The sequence below is a fragment of the Plantactinospora veratri genome (genome assembly GCF_036421995.1).
Lineage (GTDB): Bacteria > Actinomycetota > Actinomycetes > Mycobacteriales > Micromonosporaceae > Plantactinospora > Plantactinospora veratri.
This window is the reverse complement of the sequence record NZ_JAZGQL010000003.1, coordinates 79,638-100,616: the sequence shown is the minus strand read 5'-3', so window position 1 is coordinate 100,616 and position 20,979 is coordinate 79,638. Positions and strand designations below refer to the sequence as shown.

General features: G+C 72.6%; 23 protein-coding genes and 1 pseudogene. 6 read left to right on the top strand and 18 right to left on the bottom strand.

The window, feature by feature from the left end; translation table 11 throughout:
- Nucleotides 1–8: 8 nt before the first annotated feature.
- The 8 genes from V1634_RS03790 to V1634_RS03755 form a co-directional block, all read right to left on the bottom strand.
- Complete coding sequence (locus V1634_RS03790; protein WP_331206511.1) at nucleotides 9–1,418, bottom strand: DUF58 domain-containing protein; 1,410 nt, start codon at nucleotides 1,416–1,418, stop codon at nucleotides 9–11.
- Nucleotides 1,419–1,477: 59 nt separating this feature from the next.
- Entirely contained in the window at nucleotides 1,478–2,491 is a 1,014-nt protein-coding gene (locus V1634_RS03785) for an AAA family ATPase (protein WP_331206320.1), read from the bottom strand.
- Nucleotides 2,488–3,081 (bottom strand): hypothetical protein, encoded by a 594-nt coding sequence (locus V1634_RS03780; protein ID WP_331206319.1) that lies wholly within the window; start codon nucleotides 3,079–3,081, stop codon nucleotides 2,488–2,490. The genes V1634_RS03785 and V1634_RS03780 overlap by 4 nt, the downstream gene beginning before the upstream one ends.
- Nucleotides 3,078–3,884 carry a DUF4129 domain-containing protein gene (locus V1634_RS03775; RefSeq protein ID WP_331206318.1) on the bottom strand — a complete coding sequence of 269 codons (807 nt, stop codon included), beginning with the start codon at nucleotides 3,882–3,884 and terminating at the stop codon, nucleotides 3,078–3,080. Before V1634_RS03775 ends, V1634_RS03780 begins: the two co-directional genes overlap by 4 nt.
- 21 nt (nucleotides 3,885–3,905) lie before the next feature.
- Nucleotides 3,906–4,631 (bottom strand): uracil-DNA glycosylase, encoded by a 726-nt coding sequence (locus V1634_RS03770; protein ID WP_331206510.1) that lies wholly within the window; start codon nucleotides 4,629–4,631, stop codon nucleotides 3,906–3,908.
- A 49-nt stretch (nucleotides 4,632–4,680) separates the two neighbouring features.
- Nucleotides 4,681–5,370, bottom strand: coding sequence for a dienelactone hydrolase family protein (locus V1634_RS03765; protein ID WP_331206317.1), 690 nt, complete (start codon nucleotides 5,368–5,370; stop codon nucleotides 4,681–4,683).
- Between the two features lie 207 nt (nucleotides 5,371–5,577).
- Nucleotides 5,578–6,573: an HAAS signaling domain-containing protein gene (locus V1634_RS03760; RefSeq protein ID WP_331206316.1), complete on the bottom strand. Its 996-nt coding sequence runs from the start codon at nucleotides 6,571–6,573 to the stop codon at nucleotides 5,578–5,580.
- A complete protein-coding gene (locus V1634_RS03755) occupies nucleotides 6,570–6,902 on the bottom strand; it encodes a PadR family transcriptional regulator (RefSeq protein WP_101371525.1) in 333 nt (110 codons plus the stop codon). The genes V1634_RS03760 and V1634_RS03755 overlap by 4 nt, the downstream gene beginning before the upstream one ends.
- A gap of 89 nt (nucleotides 6,903–6,991) precedes the next feature.
- Between V1634_RS03755 and V1634_RS03750 the strand changes: the two genes are divergently transcribed.
- Nucleotides 6,992–7,423: a hypothetical protein gene (locus V1634_RS03750; RefSeq protein ID WP_331206315.1), complete on the top strand. Its 432-nt coding sequence runs from the start codon at nucleotides 6,992–6,994 to the stop codon at nucleotides 7,421–7,423.
- Nucleotides 7,424–7,499: 76 nt separating this feature from the next.
- On the opposite strand, the gene V1634_RS03745 is transcribed toward V1634_RS03750, so the two are convergent.
- From V1634_RS03745 to V1634_RS03735, 3 genes are all read right to left on the bottom strand, one after another.
- Nucleotides 7,500–8,342: a cytochrome c oxidase assembly protein gene (locus tag V1634_RS03745; protein ID WP_331206314.1), complete on the bottom strand. Its 843-nt coding sequence runs from the start codon at nucleotides 8,340–8,342 to the stop codon at nucleotides 7,500–7,502.
- A complete protein-coding gene (locus tag V1634_RS03740; protein WP_331206313.1) occupies nucleotides 8,342–8,914 on the bottom strand; it encodes a DUF2243 domain-containing protein in 573 nt (190 codons plus the stop codon). The genes V1634_RS03745 and V1634_RS03740 overlap by 1 nt, the downstream gene beginning before the upstream one ends.
- 175 nt (nucleotides 8,915–9,089) lie before the next feature.
- A complete protein-coding gene (locus tag V1634_RS03735; protein WP_331206312.1) occupies nucleotides 9,090–10,622 on the bottom strand; it encodes a DHA2 family efflux MFS transporter permease subunit in 1,533 nt (510 codons plus the stop codon).
- A 167-nt stretch (nucleotides 10,623–10,789) separates the two neighbouring features.
- Here V1634_RS03735 and V1634_RS03730 point away from each other — a divergent pair, with 167 nt between their 5' ends.
- Nucleotides 10,790–11,269, top strand: a complete 480-nt coding sequence (locus tag V1634_RS03730) for a MarR family winged helix-turn-helix transcriptional regulator (protein ID WP_331206311.1) — start codon at nucleotides 10,790–10,792, stop codon at nucleotides 11,267–11,269.
- Here V1634_RS03730 and V1634_RS03725 read toward each other — a convergent pair.
- Complete coding sequence (locus V1634_RS03725) at nucleotides 11,266–12,147, bottom strand: SAM-dependent methyltransferase (RefSeq protein ID WP_407951716.1); 882 nt, start codon at nucleotides 12,145–12,147, stop codon at nucleotides 11,266–11,268. The genes V1634_RS03730 and V1634_RS03725 overlap by 4 nt on opposite strands.
- 194 nt (nucleotides 12,148–12,341) lie before the next feature.
- Between V1634_RS03725 and V1634_RS03715 the strand changes: the two genes are divergently transcribed.
- From V1634_RS03715 to V1634_RS03705, 3 genes are all read left to right on the top strand, one after another.
- Entirely contained in the window at nucleotides 12,342–13,220 is an 879-nt protein-coding gene (locus V1634_RS03715) for a helix-turn-helix domain-containing protein (protein WP_331206310.1), read from the top strand.
- Nucleotides 13,213–13,404 carry a DUF397 domain-containing protein gene (locus V1634_RS03710; protein WP_331206309.1) on the top strand — a complete coding sequence of 64 codons (192 nt, stop codon included), beginning with the start codon at nucleotides 13,213–13,215 and terminating at the stop codon, nucleotides 13,402–13,404. The genes V1634_RS03715 and V1634_RS03710 overlap by 8 nt, the downstream gene beginning before the upstream one ends.
- Before the next feature lie 81 nt (nucleotides 13,405–13,485).
- Nucleotides 13,486–14,445: an SDR family oxidoreductase gene (locus V1634_RS03705; RefSeq protein WP_331206308.1), complete on the top strand. Its 960-nt coding sequence runs from the start codon at nucleotides 13,486–13,488 to the stop codon at nucleotides 14,443–14,445.
- Here V1634_RS03705 and V1634_RS03700 read toward each other — a convergent pair.
- Nucleotides 14,405–14,950, bottom strand: coding sequence for a GNAT family N-acetyltransferase (locus V1634_RS03700; protein ID WP_331206307.1), 546 nt, complete (start codon nucleotides 14,948–14,950; stop codon nucleotides 14,405–14,407). The two genes, V1634_RS03705 and V1634_RS03700, sit on opposite strands and share 41 nt — an antisense overlap.
- A gap of 447 nt (nucleotides 14,951–15,397) precedes the next feature.
- On the opposite strand from V1634_RS03700, the gene V1634_RS03695 reads away from it, so the two are divergent.
- A complete protein-coding gene (locus tag V1634_RS03695) occupies nucleotides 15,398–16,459 on the top strand; it encodes a methyltransferase domain-containing protein (RefSeq protein ID WP_331206306.1) in 1,062 nt (353 codons plus the stop codon).
- Between the two features lie 193 nt (nucleotides 16,460–16,652).
- Here V1634_RS03695 and V1634_RS03690 read toward each other — a convergent pair whose 3' ends face one another.
- From V1634_RS03690 to eno, 5 genes and pseudogenes are all read right to left on the bottom strand, one after another.
- The gene (locus tag V1634_RS03690; protein ID WP_331206507.1) at nucleotides 16,653–17,639 is read right to left on the bottom strand and encodes a Ppx/GppA phosphatase family protein; all 987 of its coding nucleotides are present in this window, start codon (nucleotides 17,637–17,639) and stop codon (nucleotides 16,653–16,655) included.
- Between the two features lie 115 nt (nucleotides 17,640–17,754).
- On the bottom strand, nucleotides 17,755–18,285 hold the full coding sequence (locus V1634_RS03685; protein WP_331206305.1) for an amino-acid N-acetyltransferase: 531 nt from the start codon (nucleotides 18,283–18,285) through the stop codon (nucleotides 17,755–17,757).
- Entirely contained in the window at nucleotides 18,282–18,893 is a 612-nt protein-coding gene (locus V1634_RS03680) for a DUF501 domain-containing protein (protein ID WP_331206304.1), read from the bottom strand. Before V1634_RS03680 ends, V1634_RS03685 begins: the two co-directional genes overlap by 4 nt.
- Nucleotides 18,890–19,568: pseudogene (locus V1634_RS03675) on the bottom strand (FtsB family cell division protein). The gene V1634_RS03680 and the pseudogene V1634_RS03675 overlap by 4 nt, the downstream one beginning before the upstream one ends.
- Before the next feature lie 33 nt (nucleotides 19,569–19,601).
- Nucleotides 19,602–20,885, bottom strand: coding sequence for a phosphopyruvate hydratase (eno, locus tag V1634_RS03670; protein ID WP_331206303.1), 1,284 nt, complete (start codon nucleotides 20,883–20,885; stop codon nucleotides 19,602–19,604).
- Between the last annotated feature and the right edge of the window lie 94 nt (nucleotides 20,886–20,979).

Here is a 20,979-nt window from a genome sequence, read left to right as displayed (position 1 = left end):
GGCGGCGCTCACCGCAGCGCCGGCCGGGGTGCGGAGGCGAGCCGGGCGACGTCCCGGAGCACCAGGTCGAGGCTGCCGGCCCCGGCCCAGGTGACCACCGGCACCCCGTGCTCGCGGAGCTGCCCGATCGTGGTGTCCCGGTCCAGCCGCCAGAGCCGGTGCGCCACCTCGGTCCACTGCCCCCGCTTCGGCGGCGTGGCCGACGGCGGCAGGGTGTCCACCGCCACCACGAACCGGCCCGAGCGGGCCAGCCGGGCCAGCATCGCCGCCGACCTGGGGTCCACCAGCGGGGTGAGTACCACGACCAGGGCGTTGGAGGAGAGCAGTTGCGGGCCGAAGACCTGGTCGTACGGCTCGTGCGGGGACTGTTCGACCCGGACGTCGAGCAGCCACTCCAGCAGGGTCAGGTACTGCCGCCGCCCGGTCGCCGGGCGGAGCCTGCGGGCCGACGGGCCGTACTCCAGCAAAGAGACCCGGTCGCCCCGGTGCAGGTAGTGCTCGGCGATGGCGGCGGCGGCCCGGACACAGGTGTCCAGCACCGAGGCGCTGCCCCGGATCCCGCCGGACCGGCCCGCCTCGGCCAGCACGTCCAGCAGTAGCACCACCTCGGCGTCCCGGTCGGAGAGCATCGCCGCCACGTGCAGTTGCCGGGCCCGCAGCGAGACCCGCCAGTCGATCCGGCGCAGCCGGTCACCCGGCCCGAAGATGCGTACCCCGGCCAGCTCGCCGCCCTCACCCGGGCGCCGCGACCGGTGCCCGCCGACCAGGCCGGCGGCCCGGGGCATCGCCTCGTCCGCGTCGAAGGGCTCGGTCACCGGATAGACCGGCACCGCGCGGGCCTCGCTGCGCACCGTCTGGCTGGCCAGCAGCCCGTCGCAGGCGATCGCCCGCACCGCCGCCGGCCCGAGCGAGTGCCGGCCCCAGCGCAGCGTCCCGCCGCGCAACTCCAGGTCGGCGACGGTGCCGGCCGGCACCGTGAAACCGTAGGGACGGTCGGTGGCGTCCCGACGACCGGACCGGGCCGCGACGCCGTCCGCCGGGACGGAACCCTCCGCGCCGGCACCGCCGGGCGCGAACCGGACCTCGTCGATCCGCAGCCAGGACGAGACGACGGTACGGACCAGCACCAGGTCGTAGCCGACGTCGTCGAGGTTGCCGACGCTGATCCCGCCGACCAGTGCGCCCCCCTCGACCAGGTTGGTGTCCTCGGCCCCGATCCCGATCTCCGGTGTCCGCACCGGGCGGCGGCGCAGCGCGTAAGCGGTGCCGAGCGCGAACGGCGCGGCCAGCACCACCAGGTCGATCCGGCCGAGCAGTGCACCGGCCACCAGGAAGAGCCCGGTGAGCAGCACCGCCCGGCCGAGTGCCCGGGTGGAGACCCAGTCCGGCCCGGGGGCGCCCCCGGGCGGCGCCGCCACGGCCGGGGCGGCCGCCCGCTGCCCGGGTACGGCGGGTCGCAGGGTCGGTCCGGTGGAACTCACGTCGCGCGTGCCCCGGCCGGCCCGGCGGCGTAGCTGGGCAGCGCACCGCTGGCCGGCGCGGGTGTGGTCTCCAGCACCTCGTTGACCACGAACGACGGGTCGACCCGGCGCAGCCACATCTCCGGCCGCAGCGTGATCCGGTGCGCCAGCACCGGCACCGCCACCGCCTTGACGTCCTCCGGGATCACGTAGTCCCGGCCGGCGAACGCGGCCATCGCCCGGGCCAGCAGCAGCAGCCCGAGCGAGCCGCGCGGCGAGGCGCCGACGAGTACCGAGGCGTGCTCCCGGGTGGCGGCGGTCAGCGCCACGATGTAGCGGCCGATCGAGTCCTCCACCACCACGTTCTCCAGGGCCGCCTGCATCGCCCGGAGCACTGCGGCGTCGACCACCGGTTTCAGCTCCGCCTCCTCCTGACGGCGGGCCATCCGGCGGCGGAGTACGTCCCACTCCTCCTCGGCGCCCGGATAGCCGAACGAGACCCGGAGCAGGAACCGGTCGAGCTGCGCCTCGGGCAGCGGATAGGTGCCCTCGTACTCGATCGGGTTGGCGGTGGCGATCACGTGGAACGGCGGGTCCAGCCGGTAGGTGACGCCCTCGACCGAGACCTGCTTCTCCTGCATCGCCTCCAGCAGCGCCGCCTGGGTCTTCGGCGGCGTACGGTTGATCTCGTCCGCGAGCAGCAGGTTGGTGAAGACCGGTCCGGCCCGGAAGGTGAAGTCGGCGGTGCGCTGGTCGTAGAGGAACGACCCGGTGACGTCGGCGGGGAGCAGGTCGGGGGTGAACTGCAACCGCCGGAAGTCGAGCCCGAGCGCCTGGGCGAAGGAGCGGGCGGTCAGCGTCTTGCCGAGCCCCGGCAGATCCTCCAGCAGCACGTGCCCGCCGGCCAGGATCCCGGCCAGCACCAGTTCCAGGGCGTCCCGCTTGCCCACCACCACCGTGCCGACCTGGTCCAGCACGGCCTGCGCCAGCCGACCCACGTCGAAGGTGCTGACCTGGTCCGCTTCTTTCATAGCTTCTCCAATTGGGCGACGATCGCCGCGAGGTCGCGCGGCGCCGGGGTGCGCTTGGGAGGCGTGTCGAGAAAGTTCCACAGTGGCTCGCCGAGGAGCCCTCGGGCCCGTTCGGGGTCGCTGGCCCTGGTGACACCGTGCCGCTGCCGGAGCAGTTCGTCGACGAGTTCGGCGAGCACCGGCAGCACCGCCCGGGAGAACCGATCCGGCTCCCCCTGCGACCAGGTGAGTTTGTTCTCCCAGCGGTTGACCGAGCTGCCCAGGGCGTCCCGGACGGTCCAGTCGTAGTTGCCGTCCTCCTCGCCGTGGTCGGCGGGGCGGCGCAGCCGTACCTGCACCGGGGGCGGCGGGGCGAGGGCCCGGGTGAGCCGGCGCAGCAGCAGCAGGGCGAGGAAGCCGGCGAAGACGGCGGCGGCGGAGACGCCGACCCCGACCATGCGCAGCCCGAGTACGACCGCTGCGGCGAGACCGGCCGCGGCCAGCACGAGCCGCAGCCAGCCGGTCACCCCGGCACGTCGACGGGTCACCGCGGGCTGCTGCTCCTCCTCGTGCTGGAGCAGGTCGAAGATGCTGGCGCTGGAGCCGCTCACCGGTGCCCGCCTCCGGCCGTCGCCCGTCCGCCGTCCCCGCCCAGCCGGTCGACCGGCGAGGTGAGTTCGGTACGCAGCCGGCGCAGTGCGGCCAGCGCCTGGGCGCGCATCCGCTCGTCGACGGTGTGCGTGGCGTACCGGGCCTCGCGGTAGACGTCGGCGAACGCGGCCAGCACGTCGGCGCTGACCGGCCGGCCGGCGCCGAGCAGCCGGGTCACCAGGTCGGTCGGGGTGTCGCCGGGCCGGCGTTCGACCCCGGCCGCGGCGGCGGCCTGCTCCAGGCGTACCCAGCAGGCGATCACCGCCCGGCGCGGGTCGGCGTCGCTGTCGGAGAGGTCGACCAGGCCGGCGTCGAGCGCGGCGACCACCTCCTGTGCGGTTTCCTGCGCGGAGCGGAGCTTCCGGGCGCCGGGGCGGGCCAGTCCCCGGCGGCGGCGCAGCAGGTCCCGGGCCAGCGCCCAGACCAGTGCGGCCAGTACGGCCACCACCACGGCACCGCAGAGCACCGCGCCGAGGTACGAAACCCAGTGCGGGATGAAGTCGCCGGGCTGGCCGGGCCCGGCGCTGCGGGTCGGCTGGTCCAGTCCGGTGGGTGGGGTCGGCTGCTCGATCGTCGGCACGATGTCGGCCGGCGGCTCGACCCGGGTGAATCCGATCGACGAGTGCGCGGCGGCGAGCGCGGCCAGCGCCAGCAGCCCGGCGACCGCCGCCAGCGGCCACAGCGTCCGGAGCAGGCCGGCGGTGAGGCTGGACCGGGGTGGGTGCGGTGCCGGGCGGGCACGACCGGAGTGCCCGTCGGTCATCGCACCGCCCCCCTGAGCCGTCTAGCGATCCTCGTCGAGCCCGGCCAGGTGCCGGGCCCGGGCGAACACCTCGTCCAGCATTGTCGGTGTGAGCCGCCCGGTAAAGGTGTTCTGCTGGCTGACGTGGTAACAGCCGAGCACCTGCGGGACGGCCTCGTCTTGCGACCAGTGTGCCCCATGCCCGAACGCGGGTCGCGGGGTGGGCGGTCGCACGCCGTACACCTGGCGGAGCACCGGCCACCACGCGGCCCAGGCGAACGCGCCGAGGGTGACCACGACGCGCAGGGTGGGCCTGATCAGTTCGAACTCCCGGTGCAGCCAGGGGGCGCAGGTGTCCCGCTCCGCCGGGCTGGGCTTGTTCTCCGGCGGGGCGCAGCGGACCGCGGCGGCGATCCGGGTGTGTCGCAGGGCGAGTCCGTCGTCGGCGGCGACGCTGGTCGGCTGGTTCGCCAGGCCGGCCCGGTGCAGCGCGGCGAAGAGCACGTCGCCGGAACGGTCACCGGTGAAGACCCGCCCGGTCCGGTTGCCGCCGTGCGCGGCCGGGGCCAGCCCGAGGATGGCGATCCGGGCGTCGGGGACGCCGAAGCCGGGGACGGGCCGGCCCCAGTATTCCTGCTCGCGGAAGGCGGCCCGGCGGACGGCGGCGACCTCCTCCCGCCAGGCGACCAGCCGGGGGCAGGCGAAGCAGTCGGCGACGGCGCCGTCCAACCCGGCCAGGTCGCCCGCGCGCGCGGCGCGGGCGAGCACGTCCGCCGGGGTACGCGACCGCCGGGTCGGGCCGGCGGGCCGGTGCGGTTCAGCCAAGTCGGGCCCGGAAGAGTTCCAGGGTACGGGCCCAGGCGCTGGCCGCGGCCCGCTGGTCGAAGACCTCCGGCCGGTCGTCGTTGAAGAACGCGTGCCGGGTACCGGGGTAGTCGTGGGTGGTGCAGTCGCCGCCGGCCGCCTCGATCGCCTGCCGGGCCGCCTTGACGCCCTCGGCGGCGGAGGTGCCGTCCTCCTCCGAGCAGTGGATCACGGCGGCCTTGCCGGTGTAGTTGGACCACTCGGGCCGCATCCGCTCCCAGGGCAGCACCGGGTAGAAGCCGACGGTGGCGACGATCCGCTCGGAGAGCGTCGCCGACCAGAGCGCGAGGCTGCCGCCGGCGCAGAAGCCGACGCAGCCGACCGTGTCGCCGCCGACCTCGGGGCGCTCCGCCAGATAGTCGGCGGCACCGGCGATGTCCCGGGCGGCCTGGTCCATGGCCAGACCCAGCAGGAGCTTGCCGGCCTCGTCGGGCTCGGTGGTGGAGGCGCCGTGGTAGAGGTCGGGGGCGAGCGCCACGAAGCCGGCCTCGGCGAACCGGTCGGCGACCGACGTGATGTGCGGCACCAGTCCCCACCACTCCTGGATCACGATGACGGCCGGACCGGTCGCGCCGCCGGCCGGCAGCGCGAGGTAGCCCTCGCTGGTCCCGCCGTTACTCCGGTAACTCACCATCTCGCCCATCGGTGGCCCTCCTGTCGGTCAGTCATCGTTGGCTGGTCGCACAGTTTCACCCACCCAAAGTCCGGTGGTCCGGGGCTTGCGTGCCGGGTGTTCGGGTAGCCTGCCACGCCCGGCGAGGGGACGGAAGCCAACAGCGACGTGGCGTACACCTCCTGTCGCGCAGGTGTACGCCACGTCGTCACCGGCCTGGCAGGCCGGGTTTGCGAGCTAGTCGGTCGGGGTAGGAGTCGGGGTTTGCGCACCGCTCGGGGTGGCGCTCGGCGCCGTGCCGCCAGGGGTCGCCGACGGCTCGGCCGGTACGGTCGGTTCCGGGGTCGGCGGGGAGGTCGGCCCGAACCGGAACGGCGCCCCCTGCGGGCAGTACGGGTACGGCTGCCGCATCGGGTCGACGTAGTCCGGACCGGGGACGATCCGTTCCCGTGCCTCCGCACACCACGGGTGGCCGAGCCGGATCGGCTCACCGTTCTGGTCGAAGAGGCGTACCCCCTCCAGCAGCCGGCCCTCGCCGTCGTAGACGTAGACGTCCTGCACCCCGGAGTACTGGTCGGTGTAGACCTGCTCGTAGGGCACCGGGTTGCCGCCACCGCCGGCCCGGCTGTCGAGTTCGGCGAAGCCGGCCAGCCCGAACAGGACCAGGAATACCGCGCCGAAGTTGAGGACCATCCTCGGGCGCGGGCCCAGCCGCTCGGTACGCCGGCCGAGCCAGATCGACCCGGTGACGGTCGCGGCCAGCAGCAGCAGCGCGGCCAGGCCGCTGCCGCCGAGCCGGGGCAGCAGGCCGAACGAGGTGCCGGTCAGCAGCACGGTGATCAGCATCGCGGCGAGGTAGCCGCGCAGGATCCACCAGCCGGGGCGGAGCAGCCGGAGGAAGTCGCTGAGCCGGGGGTAGCCGACGACGGGGCCGAGCCGGCCGTCGACGGCGCGGATCCGTTCCCGGCTCTTCCGGACCGCCGCGCCGATCCGCTGGTCGAGGTTGACGGTGTTGGCCGGCGGGGTGACCCCGGCGGCGGTACGCAGCTCCATCGCGTACGCCTCGGGCGGGCCGAGCCGCTCGTAGAGCGATCCCTCCGCCTCGGCCGCCACCTCGGTCAGGTGCTCGGGCAGGTCTTCGAGCAGCTCGTCGCGGACCGGCGGCGGGAGGTCGGCCAGCGCCTCGCGGACCTGCCCGACGTACCGGGCGATCTCCTGCTCGGTGACGGTCATGCCGCGATCCCCTCGTCGTCGAGCAACGTGTCCATGGTGATGGCGAAGGAACGCCAGACCTTGCCGGACCGGCGGAGCTGGTCCCGCCCCGCCGGGTTGAGCGCGTAGTACTTGCGGTGCGGGCCCGACTCGCTGGGCACCACGTAGGTGGTGAGCAGGCCGGCCTGGAAGAGCCGGCGCAGCGTGCCGTAGACGGAGGCGTCGCCGATCTCTTCGAGGCCGGCGGCGCGGAGCCGGCGCATGATGTCGTAGCCGTAGCCGTCCTCGTCCTTCAGGACGGCCAGGACCGCGAGATCCAGCACGCCTTTGAGCAACTGGGTCGTGTCCACGTCGGCGATACTACTATTCAATGCGCAGTACCGTCAACGCGGAAGTAGTGCGACGGGATTGGCTGGCGCACGGGCGCTACGGTGTCGCCGTGCCCGCCGAGACCGACGTACTGCACCGGCTCACCGCCGCGACCGGGGTGTACCGGGGCCGGGGCGACGGCCCGGAGAGCGGGCCGTTCGTGGCCCGGATGGTGGTGGGGAGCGCCCTCGACGGACGTGCCGCCATTCTGGACTACGAGGCGACCACCGACAGCGACGGGCTGCGCCACGTCGAGCACAGCGTGCTGGTCCTCGGTGCCGGCGGTCGGCTGGAACTGCACGTCGCCAGCCTCGAACTGCCCGGCATGGTCTGCTTCACCCAGCGCTCCCCCGGGCAGTTCACCGCGTACGAGGGACCGCTGGTGGCCCGGATCGTGCTGGCCACGCCCCGCCCCGGGGCGATCAGCTACGCCTGGTGGTGGTCGCGGGACGAGCGCGAACCCCGGGAGCAGTCCCGGGCCGACCTGTTCCGCACCGGCTGAACCCGCGTCCGGCGACTCCGGCGGCGGGTCCGACCGTCCCCGGCGGCGGGTCCCACGGTCCATGGCGGCGGTGCGGTCAGGCGCCCGCCCCGAGACCTGCCGCCCGCCGCTCCGGTCGGACGCCGGATTGCGGGCGGCGTACCGGACGCCAGGTGGCGACCAGGGCCGCGGCGAGCAGCAGTTCGGCGATGTCGCCGCCGTAGTACATGAGTTCGGCTCCGGTGCGCACCTCGGCGGCGGGTGCGGCGATCTGCACCCAGTAGCCGCCGTACATCAGTTGCGAGACGGCGGCGTGCAGCGCGATGCCACAGCCGAGGTAGACCAGCCGGGTACGCACGCCGGGCCGGGCGGGCGCCGGATCGGGCCCGGCGATGGCGTGGGCGAAGAGGCAACCGGCGAGCAGGAAGTGCAGGTGCAGCAGCCAGTGCCCGGCCGGGTGACTCGTCGCGGTGTCGTGCAGCGGGGTGAAGTACAGCGGTACGAGACTGCCGGTGGAGAGCAGCCAGGCGGTTGCCGGATGGGTCATTATCCGGGCGGGACGGCTGTGCAGCAGCCCCGTCAGCCGCCGGCCGTGCCTCGCGGGCAGCGTACGCAGCAGCAGGGTGACCGGGGCGCCGAGCACCAGGGCGAGCGGGGCGTACATGCCGACGAGCAGGTGCCCGAGCATGTGGCCCCGGAAGTCGGTGTGCGCGAGGGTGGCGACCGGCGGCAGCAGCGCCACCGCCAGCAGGAGCAGCCCGACGCCGAAACTGAGGGTGCGCCACCGGCTCCAGCCCAGCGCGGGGTTGCGCCGCCGTGCCCGGTGGGCCAGCCAGAGGTAGAGACCGGCGCAGAGCAGCAGAACAAGGGCGGGCAGCAGTACCCCGAACCCGGCGCTGCCCGCCCCGTGCTCCGGCAGGTGGTGCGGGTCATGGCCCATCAGGCGTTCCGGGGTGCCCGCCCGCCGGTCGGCGCGTCGGGCCCGGGGGCGGGGTCGAACGAGCGCCCGCCGCGCTGGAGCAGCCAGCCGCCGGCGACCAGCAGCGCGCCGAGGACGAGGAAGGCGATGTCCCACCAGAGCTGGTCCGGGCCGGGATAGACGTGGTGGATGCCGAGGATGTGGTGGTCGAGGATGCCTTCGACGAGGTTGAACAGCCCCCAGCCGACCAGGATCCAGCCCCACAGCACCCGGGAGGTCCAGACCCGGCGGCGGTGGTGGGTCACCCGGGAGTAGAGGATGGCCAGGCCGATCAGGACGGCCAGCCAGCAGACCGCGTGGAAGATGCCGTCCCAGAGGGTGTTCATCTCCAGCCCCGGCACGGTCTTCGGGTCGTAGTACCGCACCCCGACGTTGTCGGTGTTGGTGCTGCTGAGCAGGTGGTGCCATTGCAGGAGCTGGTGCAGCAGGATGCCGTCGACGAATCCGCCGAGCCCCACCCCCAGCACGATCCCCGGCAGCCTGAGGCTGGCCGGCGTGGCGGCGGCCCGTTCCTGCCCCGTGCTGGTCGTCATCGGTTCGCCTCCGTCCCGGCCTGCTGTGCACTCCGGGGTACCCGGACAAGCCGGAAGTAACCGTGCGGAGGACGCCGATTCATCCCGGCGGGGCCGGTGCGGACGGCGAAGCCCTCCCGGCCGGTCCGGCGGGAGGGCTTCGCGGCGCCCGGAGCGGCGCTCCGGGGTGTGCTCGTCAGTGCATGACGACCGGGACGGGCATCTCGCCCTGCTCCGGTGCCGCCGGCTCGATCCGCTTGCGCGGCAGCAGCAGCGCCGGGACGACACAGAGGACGATCAGCACCAGCGCGATCACGTACGTCTGGCTGAACGCCTCGGCCAGCGACGCCTGCCCCTGGGTGAGTACCTCCGGCGGCACCTGGTCGCGCGGCACCTGCCCCTGGGTGACCGCGCTGTACGCGGTGGCCGCCTGGCTCTCCAGCACCCGGTTGGTGAGGATGACGGACATCACGGCGGTACCGATGGAGCCGGCGGTCTGCTGGACGATGTTCATCATCGTGGAGCCCCGGGCGACCTGCTGGTGGGTGAGGCTGGCCATCGCCGCCGACATCATCGGCATCATGGTCATGCCCATTCCCATGCCCATCACGAACAGGCCCCCGAGGAGCAGCCCGTACGAGCTGTCGGCGGTGATCTGGGTGAACGGGGCGAGCCCCAGGGCGATCAGCACGATTCCGCCGAGCACCAGCTTGCCGGGGCCGATCCGGTCGGTCAGCCGGCCGGCGATCGGCATGGTGAGCATCGCGCCGATGCCCTGCGGGGCCAGCAGCAGGCCGGCGTCGAGGGTTCCCTCACCGCGTACCTGGAGGAAGTAGCTGGGCAGCAGCAGCATCGCGCCCATGAACGCCACGGTGAAGAGCGTCATCGTGACGACCGAGACGGTGAGGTTGCGGTTCCTGAACAGCCCCAGGTCGATCAGCGGGTGGTCCTTGCGCAGGGCGTGGAACACGAACGCGAGGATCAGGAGCAGGCCGATGATCGCCGGCACCAGTACCTTGGCGGCGGCGACGGTGCCGGCCTCCGGGATGGAGGAGACGCCGTAGAGGAAGAGCGCGAGACCCGGCGAGAGCAGCAGCATGCCGAGGAAGTCGAACGACTCGGAGGGCTGCGGCTCGTCCTTCGGCAGGACGCGCAGCGCGAAGACGAAGGCGACGATCCCGACCGGCACGTTGATCAGGAAGATCCAGTGCCAGGAGGCCGCGTCGATCAGCCAGCCGCCGAGGATCGGGCCGCCGATCGGGCCGAGCAGCATGGGTACGCCGAGCACGGCCATCACCCGGCCGATCCGGTGCGGACCGGCGGCGCGAGTCATGATCGTCATGCCGAGCGGCATCAGCATGCCGCCGCCGAGACCCTGGAGAGCCCGGAAGACGATCAGCGGGCCGATGTCCCAGGCCACGCTGCACAGCGCCGAGCCGCCGAGGAACAGCACCAGGGACATCAGGTAGAGACGCTTGGTACCGAACCGGTCGGCCGCCCAGCCGGTGATCGGGATCACCGTGGCCAGGGCCAGCGTGTACGCGGTCATCGTCCATGCGACGGTGGCGTAGGTGGCGTCGAACTCGCGCTGGAAGGTCGGTATCGCGACGCTGACGACGGTGACGTCGAGGATCGACATGATGGCGCCGAGCACCACCACACCGGCGACCCTCAGGACGCCGGGATCGAGTTTGTCGCTCCCGGTGTCAGGTTGGACGGCCACGGACATGTGGCTCGCTCCTCTCCCCCGTGGACATAAAGTTAGGCCGACACTAACAGTTCGCTCAGAGCGAAGTATTCTGGGGCCGGCACTTCCCTGGTAGCCTCCGCTGACCGCGGAGGGCGTGGCCGCGTTGCGGCCGACCGTTGCCGCCGTCTCGTGCTCTGGAGGGATCGATGGGTAACCGGCACGATCTCATCGCCCAGATCATGCAGACGCAGCGGGAGATGCAGCACCTCTTCGCCAACGACCCGGCAAACCCGCTGTTCACGCTGCATCTGACCTTGCCGCAGCTCAAGGTGCTGCTGGTGCTCTCGGCGCACGGCAGCATCGCCGGCCAGGAACTCAGTACGGCGCTGGGGGTGAGCCTGGCCACCATGACCGGGATGGTGGACCGGCTGGTCGCGCAGGGCCTGGTCACCCGCCGCGAGGACCCGCACGACCGCCGGGTACGCCGGATCGAGCTGAGCGGACCGGGGCGCGATCTGGTCGACCGGTTCGTGACGGCCGGCGCCCAGAAGATGCGTCGGATCCTCGACCGGCTCTCCGACGACGAGCTGCGTACCGTCGCGCATTGCAGCGCGCTGCTGGTGAAGGCCATCGCCGACGACCCCGAGCCGCCGGTGGGCGGCTGCGTACCGTTCGGGGTCGGTTAGCCGACTCCCACTCCCGCCCCCTCCGGCCGCCGGCCCGAGCGACCGCTGACGCAGAGCAGTGACGTGCTGGCAGTGGTCGCCGAGGTCACCGCCGTGGCGGTGAAACCGTGCGCCGACAGCGTCGCCGGCAATCGCCTGACCAGCTCCGCCACCCGGGTCGCCCCGGGCGGCTCGTAGCACAGGTAGAGTCCGCCGCCCGGCCGCAGGAGCCGGCGGAGCAGGGCCAGCTCGGCGGCGGGCGAGCGGGTCCAGAAGAGGTTGACGTTGACCGCGAAGATCTTGTCGAACCCCGCACCGTCCCCTCCGGACACCGCCTGCGCACCGACTCCCTCCGGCGCCCCGAACTCCTCCAGCGTGCCGAGCCGGACGACCGCCCGCCCCGCCGAGATGTGCTCGAGATTGCGCCGCTCCGCCTGCCGGACGGCCGCCGCCGAGCGGTCGATCGCGACGATCCGCCCGTCGACCAGCCGATCGCAGACCAGCGACACCGCGACCCCGTTGCCGCAACCGATCTCCAGGAGTTGGTCGTCCGGGGCCACCTGCAACAGGTCGACCGCCCACCGCAGCCGCTCCGGTACCGCCGTCGCCCGCACCATCAACGGACTGTACGGCGCAGCCAGCCGCAACCGGGGCGTGGCCCAGGCAAGGAACCGGACGTACATGGCGGCCGGGTCGGGGCCGGGCTGCGGGTTGAGCCGACAGAGGTCGTCGATCGCCTCCTGGAGCACCGTCGCGAGGTAGACGTGCAGGGCAACCGGATCGGCGGCGTACTCGACCGCCAGGGTGGCGCGGGCCACCGGGCAGGGCCACGGGCGCACACAGGCCCGGCAGAGCCAGATCGGCCGCTGCGGCAGGTGCGGGCGTACGACGGACGGCATCGTCACCTCCGGATCGCGGAAGGGGGCCGTCGATCTCCACGGACCCGACTACCGAGGAGTCTGGACATCAATGTCCGTGCGGTCAGCAGTATGGCGCGAGATTTGCCGGAAAATATTGACATCGATACGCCCGGCCCGATATCGCTGTCTCGTTCCAGTCGTTCGAAACTGTCCAGAAGAGATGGGAGCGGATCGTGGCCGACCGCGCATCATCCGTACCGCAACGTCAACTCGGCCGGCATTTGAAGATCGCCCGGGAGGAGGCCGGGATCAATCTCGAACCCGCGGCCAAGATGCTGGAATGGTCCCGGGCCCGGATGTACCGGATAGAGCGCGGCGAGACCACGGTACGCACGCACGACGTCGAGGCGATGTGCCGGCTCTACGGCGTCAACCCGAAGATGACCAACGTCCTGCTCAGCCTCGCGAAGGAGTCCAAGGCCAAGGGCTGGTGGCACGCGTACGGCGACGTCATCCCCTCGTGGTTCCAGTTGTACGTCGGGATGGAGGCGACCGCCGCACGCATCCGCCAGTTCGAGTCGTCGCTGATCCCCGGACTGTTGCAGACCGCCGACTACGCCGCCGAGGTGATCCGGACCAAGCCCGGGGTCACCGAGCAGGAGGTCGCCAGCAAGGTCGCGCTACGTCTGGAACGGCAACGGATCCTGACCCGACGCCAGCCGAAGGCCCCCGAACTGGAAGTGATCGTGGACGAGGCGGTACTGCGCCGCCCCATCGCCGACCACGACGCCTGGGTGGCCCAACTCGCCCACCTCGCGAACAGCAACCGCCTCCCCACGGTCACCGTCCGGGTACTGCCGTCCGTGACCGGTCCACACTGGGCGTCGATGACGAACGCCTTCTACATCATCGAGTTCCCAACCCATGGCACTCGACCGCCGGAACCGACCACGATCTACAGCGAGAACCTGACCGGCGCGCTCTATCTGGACAAGCCGACCGAGGTCGCCGTCTACGATCAGGTCTGGGAGCGACTCAGCGAGCTGGCCCTCAGCCAGGAAGACTCCGAGGATCTGCTCGCCGCCATCATCAAGGAGGCCGTCGATGACTGAGCCGCCCGTGCCGAACTGGCGGAAGAGCACCCGAAGCGGGGCCGAAGGCTCATGCGTCGAGGTGGCCGCGAATGTACCCGGCCGGGTGCTGGTGCGGGACACCAAGGATCGGGACGGCGGCACGCTGGCGTTCCGGCCCCTCGCGTGGCGGTCCTTCGTCGCCGGGCTGCCCGGGCGGCGCTGAGCGCCGGATAGCGCGCACCGGAGCCGGTTCCAGCCGTCGCGCCGCCCCCACGGAGGGCGGCTCAGCATCGATAATGATCGTATGCCGCACCGCGCACCTGACATCGACGTACCGGACCTGACCGGCAAGCTCGCGGTGGTGACCGGGGCCAACAGCGGGATCGGGTTCGGCGTCAGCCATCGACTCGCCCGAGCCGGCGCGGAGGTGATCCTCGCGGTACGCGACGAGGTCAAGGGCGACCGGGCCGTCGCCGAGATCCGCGCCGACGTGCCCGGCGCGAAGCTGAGCCTCCAGCACCTGGACCTGGCGTCGCTGGCCAGCATCGCCGCCTGCGGCACGGCCCTGACCGAGCAGGGCCGGCCGATCGACATCCTGGTCAACAACGCCGGGATCATGACGCCGCGTCCCCGGGCGCTCAGCGAGGACGGCTACGAACTCCAGTTCGCCGTCAACTATCTCGGCCACTTCGCGCTGACCGGTCACCTGCTTCCGCTGCTCCGCGCCGCCGGTGCCGCCCGGGTGGTGTCGATCGGCAGCATGATGAGCCGGTTCGGCCGGTTCGACTTCGACAATCTCCAGGGTGAGCGCCGCTACCAGCCGCTGCGGGCGTACGGGCTCTCCAAGCGGGCCATGCTGATGTTCGCCCGGGAACTCCAGCGGCGCAGCACCGTTGGCGGCTGGGGCATCCTCAGCAACGCCGCGCACCCGGGCGCCGCCGTCACCAACCTCCAGGTGACCGGCCCGACACATGGCGGGGGTTCGCTGCTGCTCAACCGGATCCGGAACCGGCTGATCTACCTCGTACCCGGGATCTGGCAGGATATCCCGTCCGGTGCCCTGCCGGCGGTCTTCGCCGCGACGAGCCCGGCGGCCGAGGGCGGTGGCTACTACGGCCCGGACGGCTACCGCGAACTCCACGGTGGACCCGCCCCGGCCCAGGTCCCCACCCGAGCCCTGGACGAGGCGACGGCGGCCCGGCTCTGGGAGGTGTCGGAACAGCTCAGCGGGGTGTGCTACCCCGATCCGCAGCCGACCGGCTGACGATCTCGGGCGCAGTAGGTACGGACTGCGGGCCAGGCACGGGCGGCGCTGGCCGCGGCTCCGGCGCCGGCTCCAGCGGCATCGCGTAAAGGATGAAGTCGCGGAAGTCCGCGACCTGGTCGTAGAGCCGACGAGCGGTGTGGTTCTGCTGCTGGGTGTGCCAGTAGAGCCGGGCACAGTCCTGTTCGCGGGCCCACTTCTCGACCGCCTGGATCAGGGTTCGGGCGACACCCCTGCCTCGGGCGTGCGGGGCGGTGAACAGGTCCTGGAGATAGCAGACGTCGGGCGAGGTTGTGCTGGCGTGGACGAGGAAGTGGGCGATACCGACCAGTCGGCCGTCGAGCCGGGCGCCGAGGGCGTGGATCCGGTCGTCTCGCTGGAACTCCCGCCACGCATGGTCGTAGTTCTGTGCCGGCCAGGTACGCCCGTAGAAGGCGTTGTAGCCGGAGAACAGCTCCTCCCAGTCCCGGCGGTCGTCGGGGTGCAGCGGGCTGACGCTGATCATCGGTGGCTCCCTCGCGTGTCGTGCCGGCGGTCCGACAGCGACACCGCGTCACTGCCAGGTGGCCGGCGATACCGCTGCCGCCGGGCGGGGGTGACGGTCCACCCCGACGCCGTTCCGCCGAACTCCGGCGCCACCACCGGGCGTGCACCCGCACAAACCATGCCCGCACGGTAGGAAGAAAGCCGAGGTCGGTCGAGATCCAATGCTTCGGCTCTGGCCCTGGTCGTCGCCTGGTGGCGGCCCGATCGTTTGCTACGCTGCGTCCCATGAATTTCTTCTTCCTCGCCTGACGCGACCGCTGGCGGGTTGCGGATAACCCCTCGCCAGCGATGCGGGGCGGCGACGCGTCGCCCCGAGTCGCGACGTGGGAGAAGATCGAATGGTCTTTCGGTTGCCGGCGCACACCCGCGCCGGGGCCACACCGCGTCCTGGCACCGTCGTCACGTCGTGACGGCCGCGCGCCTGGTGGCGCGGACGGTGCGGGGCATCGAGCCGGTGGTGGCCGACGAGATAGCAACGCTGGGAGTGGGCCGGGTCAGCGCGGTCGCACACCGTGAGGTGTGGTTCGACTGCGTCGATCCCGGTCCGGAGGTACTGGAGCTGCGCTGCGCCGACGACGTCTTCCTGGTCGGCGCGGTGGTCTACGGAATCGGCCGGAGCCGGACCAGCCTGCGGATGCTGGGCAAGGCCGCGACGGCGCTGCCACTGCGGGAGATGCTGACGGGGTGGCGCCGCTGCGGTGGCGACCGCCCGATCTCCGGGATCGACGTTTCCGCGTCGTTCCTCGGGCGGCGCAACTTCACCCGGTTCGACCTGGAGGACGTGGTCGGCGAGCCGCTCGCCGCCGCACTCGGGACGCCCTACCACAGCCGGCGGGGTGGGGTCGCACCGCCGCCGGGTGGACTGTCGTGGCGGGTCACCCTCGTCGACGACCGGGCCCTGGTGGCGCTGCGGATCGCGGGCCGGCCACTGCACCGCCGCGCGTACCGCCGGGTGTCCCGGCCGGGCAGCCTGCACCCACCGGTGGCCGCCGCGCTGGTCCGGCTCGCCGAGCCGCGCGACGGGGATCTGCTCCTCGACCCGTGCTGCGGCGCCGGGACGATACCGGTCGAGGCGACCCGGTCCGGTCGAGCGCTGTCTATTGTGGGCAGTGACATCGACCGGGCCGTCGTCGCGATCGCGGCCGGCAACGGCGGGGCCGCACCGGTCGGCTGGGTGGTGGCGGATGCCGGCCGGATCCCGCTGCCGGACGGCGTCGTCGAGCTGGTGGTCAGCAACCCACCGTGGGACCAGCAGGTGCCGTTCGCCGGCATCCTGGCCTGGCGGCAGCGGCGGTTCTGGACGGAGCTGCGCCGGGTGCTGCGTCCGGGCGGCCGGGCGGTGCTGCTCGTCTCGGATGTGGACGGCCAGTTGCCGGCGGCGGACGCCGCCGGACTGGCGCTGCGGGAACTCCGTCCGATCAGCCTCTCCGGCAGTCATCCGGTGATCGTCACGCTGCGGGCACGTTAGGTGTACGGCCACCAGCGGACGGATCGGGCGTTGACGTTCGTCGACGGCCTCGCGCCGTTGTCGAGGACGTCAACCGCCGGTCAGCGGCCGGCCTCGATGAACTGGGCGGCGGCCAACCAAGCCGCAGGGCGGTGCACGGCTGCGACGACCGGCTCGGTGCGCCTCCTGCGGCGCATCCTGCGGACCCGCAGGGCTACGCCGGCAGCAGGCTGTAGGCGATGCCGTCGAGGATGTCCCGCTCGCTGGCGATCACCGAGGTCATCCCAGCCCGCTCCATGACGATTCTGAGCACCAGGGCGCCGGCACCGATCACGTCGGCCCGGCCGGGATGCATCACCGGGATGGTCAGCCGCTCCGCCGACGATCGGGCCAGCAGGTCGCCGGTCACCTTCACCACGTCGGCGTACGGGATGCGGGCGTGGTGGATCCGGTCGGGGCGGTACTCCGGCAGGCCCAGCGCGATCCCGGCGACCGTGGTCACCGAGCCGGCCAGCCCGATCAGGGTGGCCGCCTCCCGCCCCGGCACCACCGAGAGCGCCCGGTCCACCGCCGCGCCGATGTCCGCCTCGGCCGCCGCCAACTGCTCCGGCGTCGGCGGGTCGCCGTGCAGGTGCCGCTCGGTCATCCGGACGCAGCCGATGTCGACCGACACCGCCGCGTCGACCGAGACGGTCCCGTCGACCGAGACCGCCGCGTCGGCGGAGACCGCACCGCCGCCGGCCGGCCCGCCGCCGACGACGAACTCGGTGGAGCCGCCGCCGATGTCGACCACCAGGTACGGCGCCTGGACGTCGTCGCCCAGCCCGCGTACGGCACCGGTGAAGGAGAGCCGTGCCTCCTCGTCGCCGGTCACCACCTCCGGTTCGACGCCGAGGGTGTCCAGCACCATGGACCGGAACTCGCCCGCGTTGGAGGCGTCCCGGGAGGCGGAGGTGGCGCACATGCGGATCCGGGACACGCCGAGCGACTCGATCGAGGTGGCGTACCCGATCAGCGCCTGCCGGGTCCGCTCCAGCGCCTCCGGAGCCAGCCGCCCGGTCCGGTCGAGGTCCTGGCCCAGCCGGACGATCTCCATCCGCCGTACCACGTCGGCCAGCTCGGCCGTCGGCCCGGCGGACGGGTCCGGCAGGTCGGCCACGAGCAGCCGGATCGAGTTCGTGCCGCAGTCGATCGCGGCCACCCGGTTCGTCACGATCTTCACCCTACGTGGTCCTCCACCTCGCGTCGTCGCAGTCGCGGCGACAGGTCGTCCACCCGGCGGGGGCGCCGGAGTCGTCAGAGCCGGAGCAGCATCGTCAGAGCCGGAGCAGCATCCGGACGTTGCCGAGGGTGTTCGGCTTGACCCGTTCCAGCCCGAGGAACTCGGCGACGCCCTCGTCGTACGAGCGGAGCAACTGCTCGAAGACCGCCTGCGGCACCGGTGCGCCGTCGATCTCGACGAAGCCGAATGCGGCGAAGAAGCGCGTCTCGAAGGTGAGCACGAAGACCCGGGCGACGCCCAGCTCGCGGGCGGTGGTCAGCAGTTCCGCCACGATCCGCTGGCCGATCTTGCGGCCCCGGTGTGCCGGGTGCACCGCCACCGTCCGGATCTCGGCCAGGTCCTCCCACATCACGTGCAGGGCGCCGCAGCCGACGACCGTGTCGTCCGCCGGGTCGACCGCGACCCAGAACTCCTGGACGTCCTCGTAGAGGGTGACGGTCGCCTTGCTGAGCAGCCGCCGCTCCGGGCTGTAGGTGTCGATCAGGTCGCGGATGCCGCGTACGTCGGCGGTCCGGGCACGCCGGATGATCAGCTCGGCCGGGGCCGGGGCGTCGTCGCCGGTCATGTCGCCGGCTCCCCCGAGCGGGCCGAGGAGACCGGCTCGACGCAGGGGCCGGCGGCCCACCACTGTTCGAGCAGTTCCAGCACCTCGTCGCCGAACGGGTTGACGCCGGGGCCGGCGGCCAGCGCGTGCCCGAGGTGCACGTGCAGGCACTTCACCCGGCCGGGCATGCCGCCGGCCGAGATGCCGTCGATCTCCGGCACCGAACCGATCGCCTCCCGCCGGGCGAGATAGTCCCGGTGCGCCGCCAGATAGCGCTGCGCCAGCTCCGGGTCGGCACCGAGCCGCTCCTGCATCTCGCGCATCAGTCCGGCGGACTCCAACCGGCTGCACCCGGCCACCGCACGGGGGCAGGTCAGATAGAAGAGGGTGGGAAACGGGGTGCCGTCGGCGAGTCGCGGGGTGGTCTCCACCACGTCCGGCTGGCCGCACGGGCAGCGGTGCGCCACCGCCCGGGTGCCGCGCGGGGTCCGGCCGAGCTGGGCGGCGACCGCCGCCAGGTCCGCGTCGGTGGCCGGCTCCCGCACCGGTGCCGGCACGCCGGCCGACGCCGGCTCCGCGCCGGCCCGACCCGCCGGACCGGGTACGCCGACCGGGTCGGAACCGCTCACCGGCCCGCCTTGTCCGGCTCGTTGGCGGCCTGCACGCTGGACCAGAGAGTGTCGTACCAGGGCTCCGGGGCCCGTTCGGTCGCGTTGGGGTCGACCCCGGCGTCCCGGGCGGCGCCCTTGTGGTCGGTGAGCACCACGTACGGCGCCTCGCCGGGCACCACCATGTAGAACCGCTCCCTCGCCTGGATCTTGACGTATTCCGGGTCGTCCCAGAGCGCCGCCTCCTCGGTCAGGTCACCGATGAGTTCCCGCTGCGCCTGCTGGGCCGCCTCGATCCGGGCGATGTCGGCCTGCTGGTTGAGATAGACCCGCACCGGATAGGTGTAGGCCAGCGCGAGCGCCACCAGCACCCCGGCGAGTACGGTCGCCCGGCCGGTGTAGCGCCGGGGATGCTGGGCGTACGTGCGTTTCACCGCGCGGGCGGCGACGGTCCGGCGGGCCGCCGCGGGCCGGCTGCCCGAGCGGGAGCCGTCCGCGCTCCGGCCGGTGCCGGAGGCCCGGGTCGCACCGGTGGCCCGGGTGGCTCCGGGAGAGCGCGCCTGACCCTGTCGTGGCTCGGCCCGGGATCCTGGCTCCCGACCCGAGGCGCGGGCGGGGCGGGGCGGGCCGGCCCCGGCCGGCACGATCCGGCCGTCGAGCCGGGCCCTGCCCGCTCGGCGTACGGCGTTGCGTCATCGCCGTCGCACCCCTCCCCCGAAGGCTGACCCGTCAGTTCGAACGGTAACGCGGAAAGGCGCCGGTGCCGGCGTACCGCGCCGCGTCGGCCAGCTCCTCCTCGATCCGCAGCAGCTGGTTGTATTTCGCCACCCGGTCGGAGCGGGCCGGCGCACCGGTCTTGATCTGGCCACAGCCGGTCGCCACCGCCAGGTCGGCGATGGTGGTGTCCTCGGTCTCGCCGGAGCGGTGGCTCATCATGCACTTGAAGCCGGCCCGGTGCGCCATGTCGACCGCTTCGAAGGTCTCGGTCAGCGAACCGATCTGGTTCACCTTGACCAGTACGGCGTTCGCGGTCCGCTCGGCGATGCCCCGGGCGATCCGCTGCGGGTTGGTGACGAAGAGGTCGTCACCGACGATCTGGACCCGGTCGCCGAGCGCGGCGGTCAGCCCGGCCCAGCCGGACCAGTCGTCCTCGGAGAGCGGGTCCTCGATGGAGACGATCGGGTACTCGTCGGCCAGCTTGTGGTAGTAGGCGGTCATCTCGTCCGCCGTCTTGGTGCTGCCCTCGAAGGTGTAGACCCCGTCGTCGAAGAACTCGGTGGCGGCGACGTCGAGCGCGAAGACGATGTCGGTGCCGAGCCGGTAGCCGGCCTTCTCGACCGCCTCGGCGATCAGGTCGAGCGCGGTGGAGTTGGTCGGCAGGTCGGGGGCGAAGCCGCCCTCGTCGCCGAGGCCGGTGGCCAGGCCCTTCTTCTTCAGCACCGACTTGAGCGCGTGGTAGACCTCGGCGCCCGAGCGCAGCGCCTCGCGGAACGAGGGCGCGCCGATCGGGGCGATCATGAACTCCTGCACGTCGACGTTGGAGTCGGCGTGCGCGCCACCGTTGAGGATGTTCATCATCGGCACCGGCAGCAGGTGCGCGTGCGGGCCGCCCAGGTAGCGGAAGAGGCTCAGCTCGGCGCTGTTCGCCGCCGCCTTGGCCACCGCCAGCGAGACCCCGAGGATGGCGTTGGCGCCCAGCTCCGACTTGTCGTCGGTGCCGTCGATGTCGAGCATCTTCTGGTCGATCAGCCGCTGCTCGCTGGCCTCGTAGCCGACGAGCTGGTCGACGATCCGGTCCTCGATGTTGGCGACGGCCTTCTCCACGCCCTTGCCGTTGTAGCGGTCGGAGTCCCCGTCGCGCAGCTCGATCGCCTCGAAGGCTCCGGTCGACGCGCCGGACGGCACCGCGGCGCGGGCGACCGTACCGTCGTCCAGCCCGACCTCGACCTCGACGGTCGGGTTGCCGCGCGAGTCGAGAATCTCCCGGGCGACGATTCCCTCGATGGTGGCCACTGTCCTGCTCCTCAAAATCGAAGTCTGTCCATCGATAGCCGATGGCGGTCCGTCCCCGTCGCGGCGGTGCGGCGCAGGCTCCCGCAGGCAGCCT

Bases quoted from the DNA above. Each gene is read 5' to 3' on its own strand.
- V1634_RS03775 (WP_331206318.1), bottom strand. From the start codon at position 3,884: ATGACCGACGGGCACTCCGGTCGTGCCCGCCCGGCACCGCACCCACCC.
- V1634_RS03760 (WP_331206316.1), bottom strand. From the start codon at position 6,573: ATGACCGTCACCGAGCAGGAGATCGCCCGGTACGTCGGGCAGGTCCGC.
- V1634_RS03785 (WP_331206320.1), bottom strand. From the start codon at position 2,491: ATGAAAGAAGCGGACCAGGTCAGCACCTTCGACGTGGGTCGGCTGGCG.
- V1634_RS03730 (WP_331206311.1), top strand. From the start codon at position 10,790: ATGGGTAACCGGCACGATCTCATCGCCCAGATCATGCAGACGCAGCGG.
- V1634_RS03735 (WP_331206312.1), bottom strand. From the start codon at position 10,622: ATGTCCGTGGCCGTCCAACCTGACACCGGGAGCGACAAACTCGATCCC.
- V1634_RS03740 (WP_331206313.1), bottom strand. From the start codon at position 8,914: ATGACGACCAGCACGGGGCAGGAACGGGCCGCCGCCACGCCGGCCAGC.
- V1634_RS03765 (WP_331206317.1), bottom strand. From the start codon at position 5,370: ATGGGCGAGATGGTGAGTTACCGGAGTAACGGCGGGACCAGCGAGGGC.
- V1634_RS03710 (WP_331206309.1), top strand. From the start codon at position 13,213: ATGACTGAGCCGCCCGTGCCGAACTGGCGGAAGAGCACCCGAAGCGGG.
- V1634_RS03745 (WP_331206314.1), bottom strand. From the start codon at position 8,342: ATGGGCCATGACCCGCACCACCTGCCGGAGCACGGGGCGGGCAGCGCC.
- V1634_RS03705 (WP_331206308.1), top strand. From the start codon at position 13,486: ATGCCGCACCGCGCACCTGACATCGACGTACCGGACCTGACCGGCAAG.
- V1634_RS03725 (WP_407951716.1), bottom strand. From the start codon at position 12,147: ATGCCGTCCGTCGTACGCCCGCACCTGCCGCAGCGGCCGATCTGGCTC.
- V1634_RS03700 (WP_331206307.1), bottom strand. From the start codon at position 14,950: ATGATCAGCGTCAGCCCGCTGCACCCCGACGACCGCCGGGACTGGGAG.
- V1634_RS03685 (WP_331206305.1), bottom strand. From the start codon at position 18,285: ATGACCGGCGACGACGCCCCGGCCCCGGCCGAGCTGATCATCCGGCGT.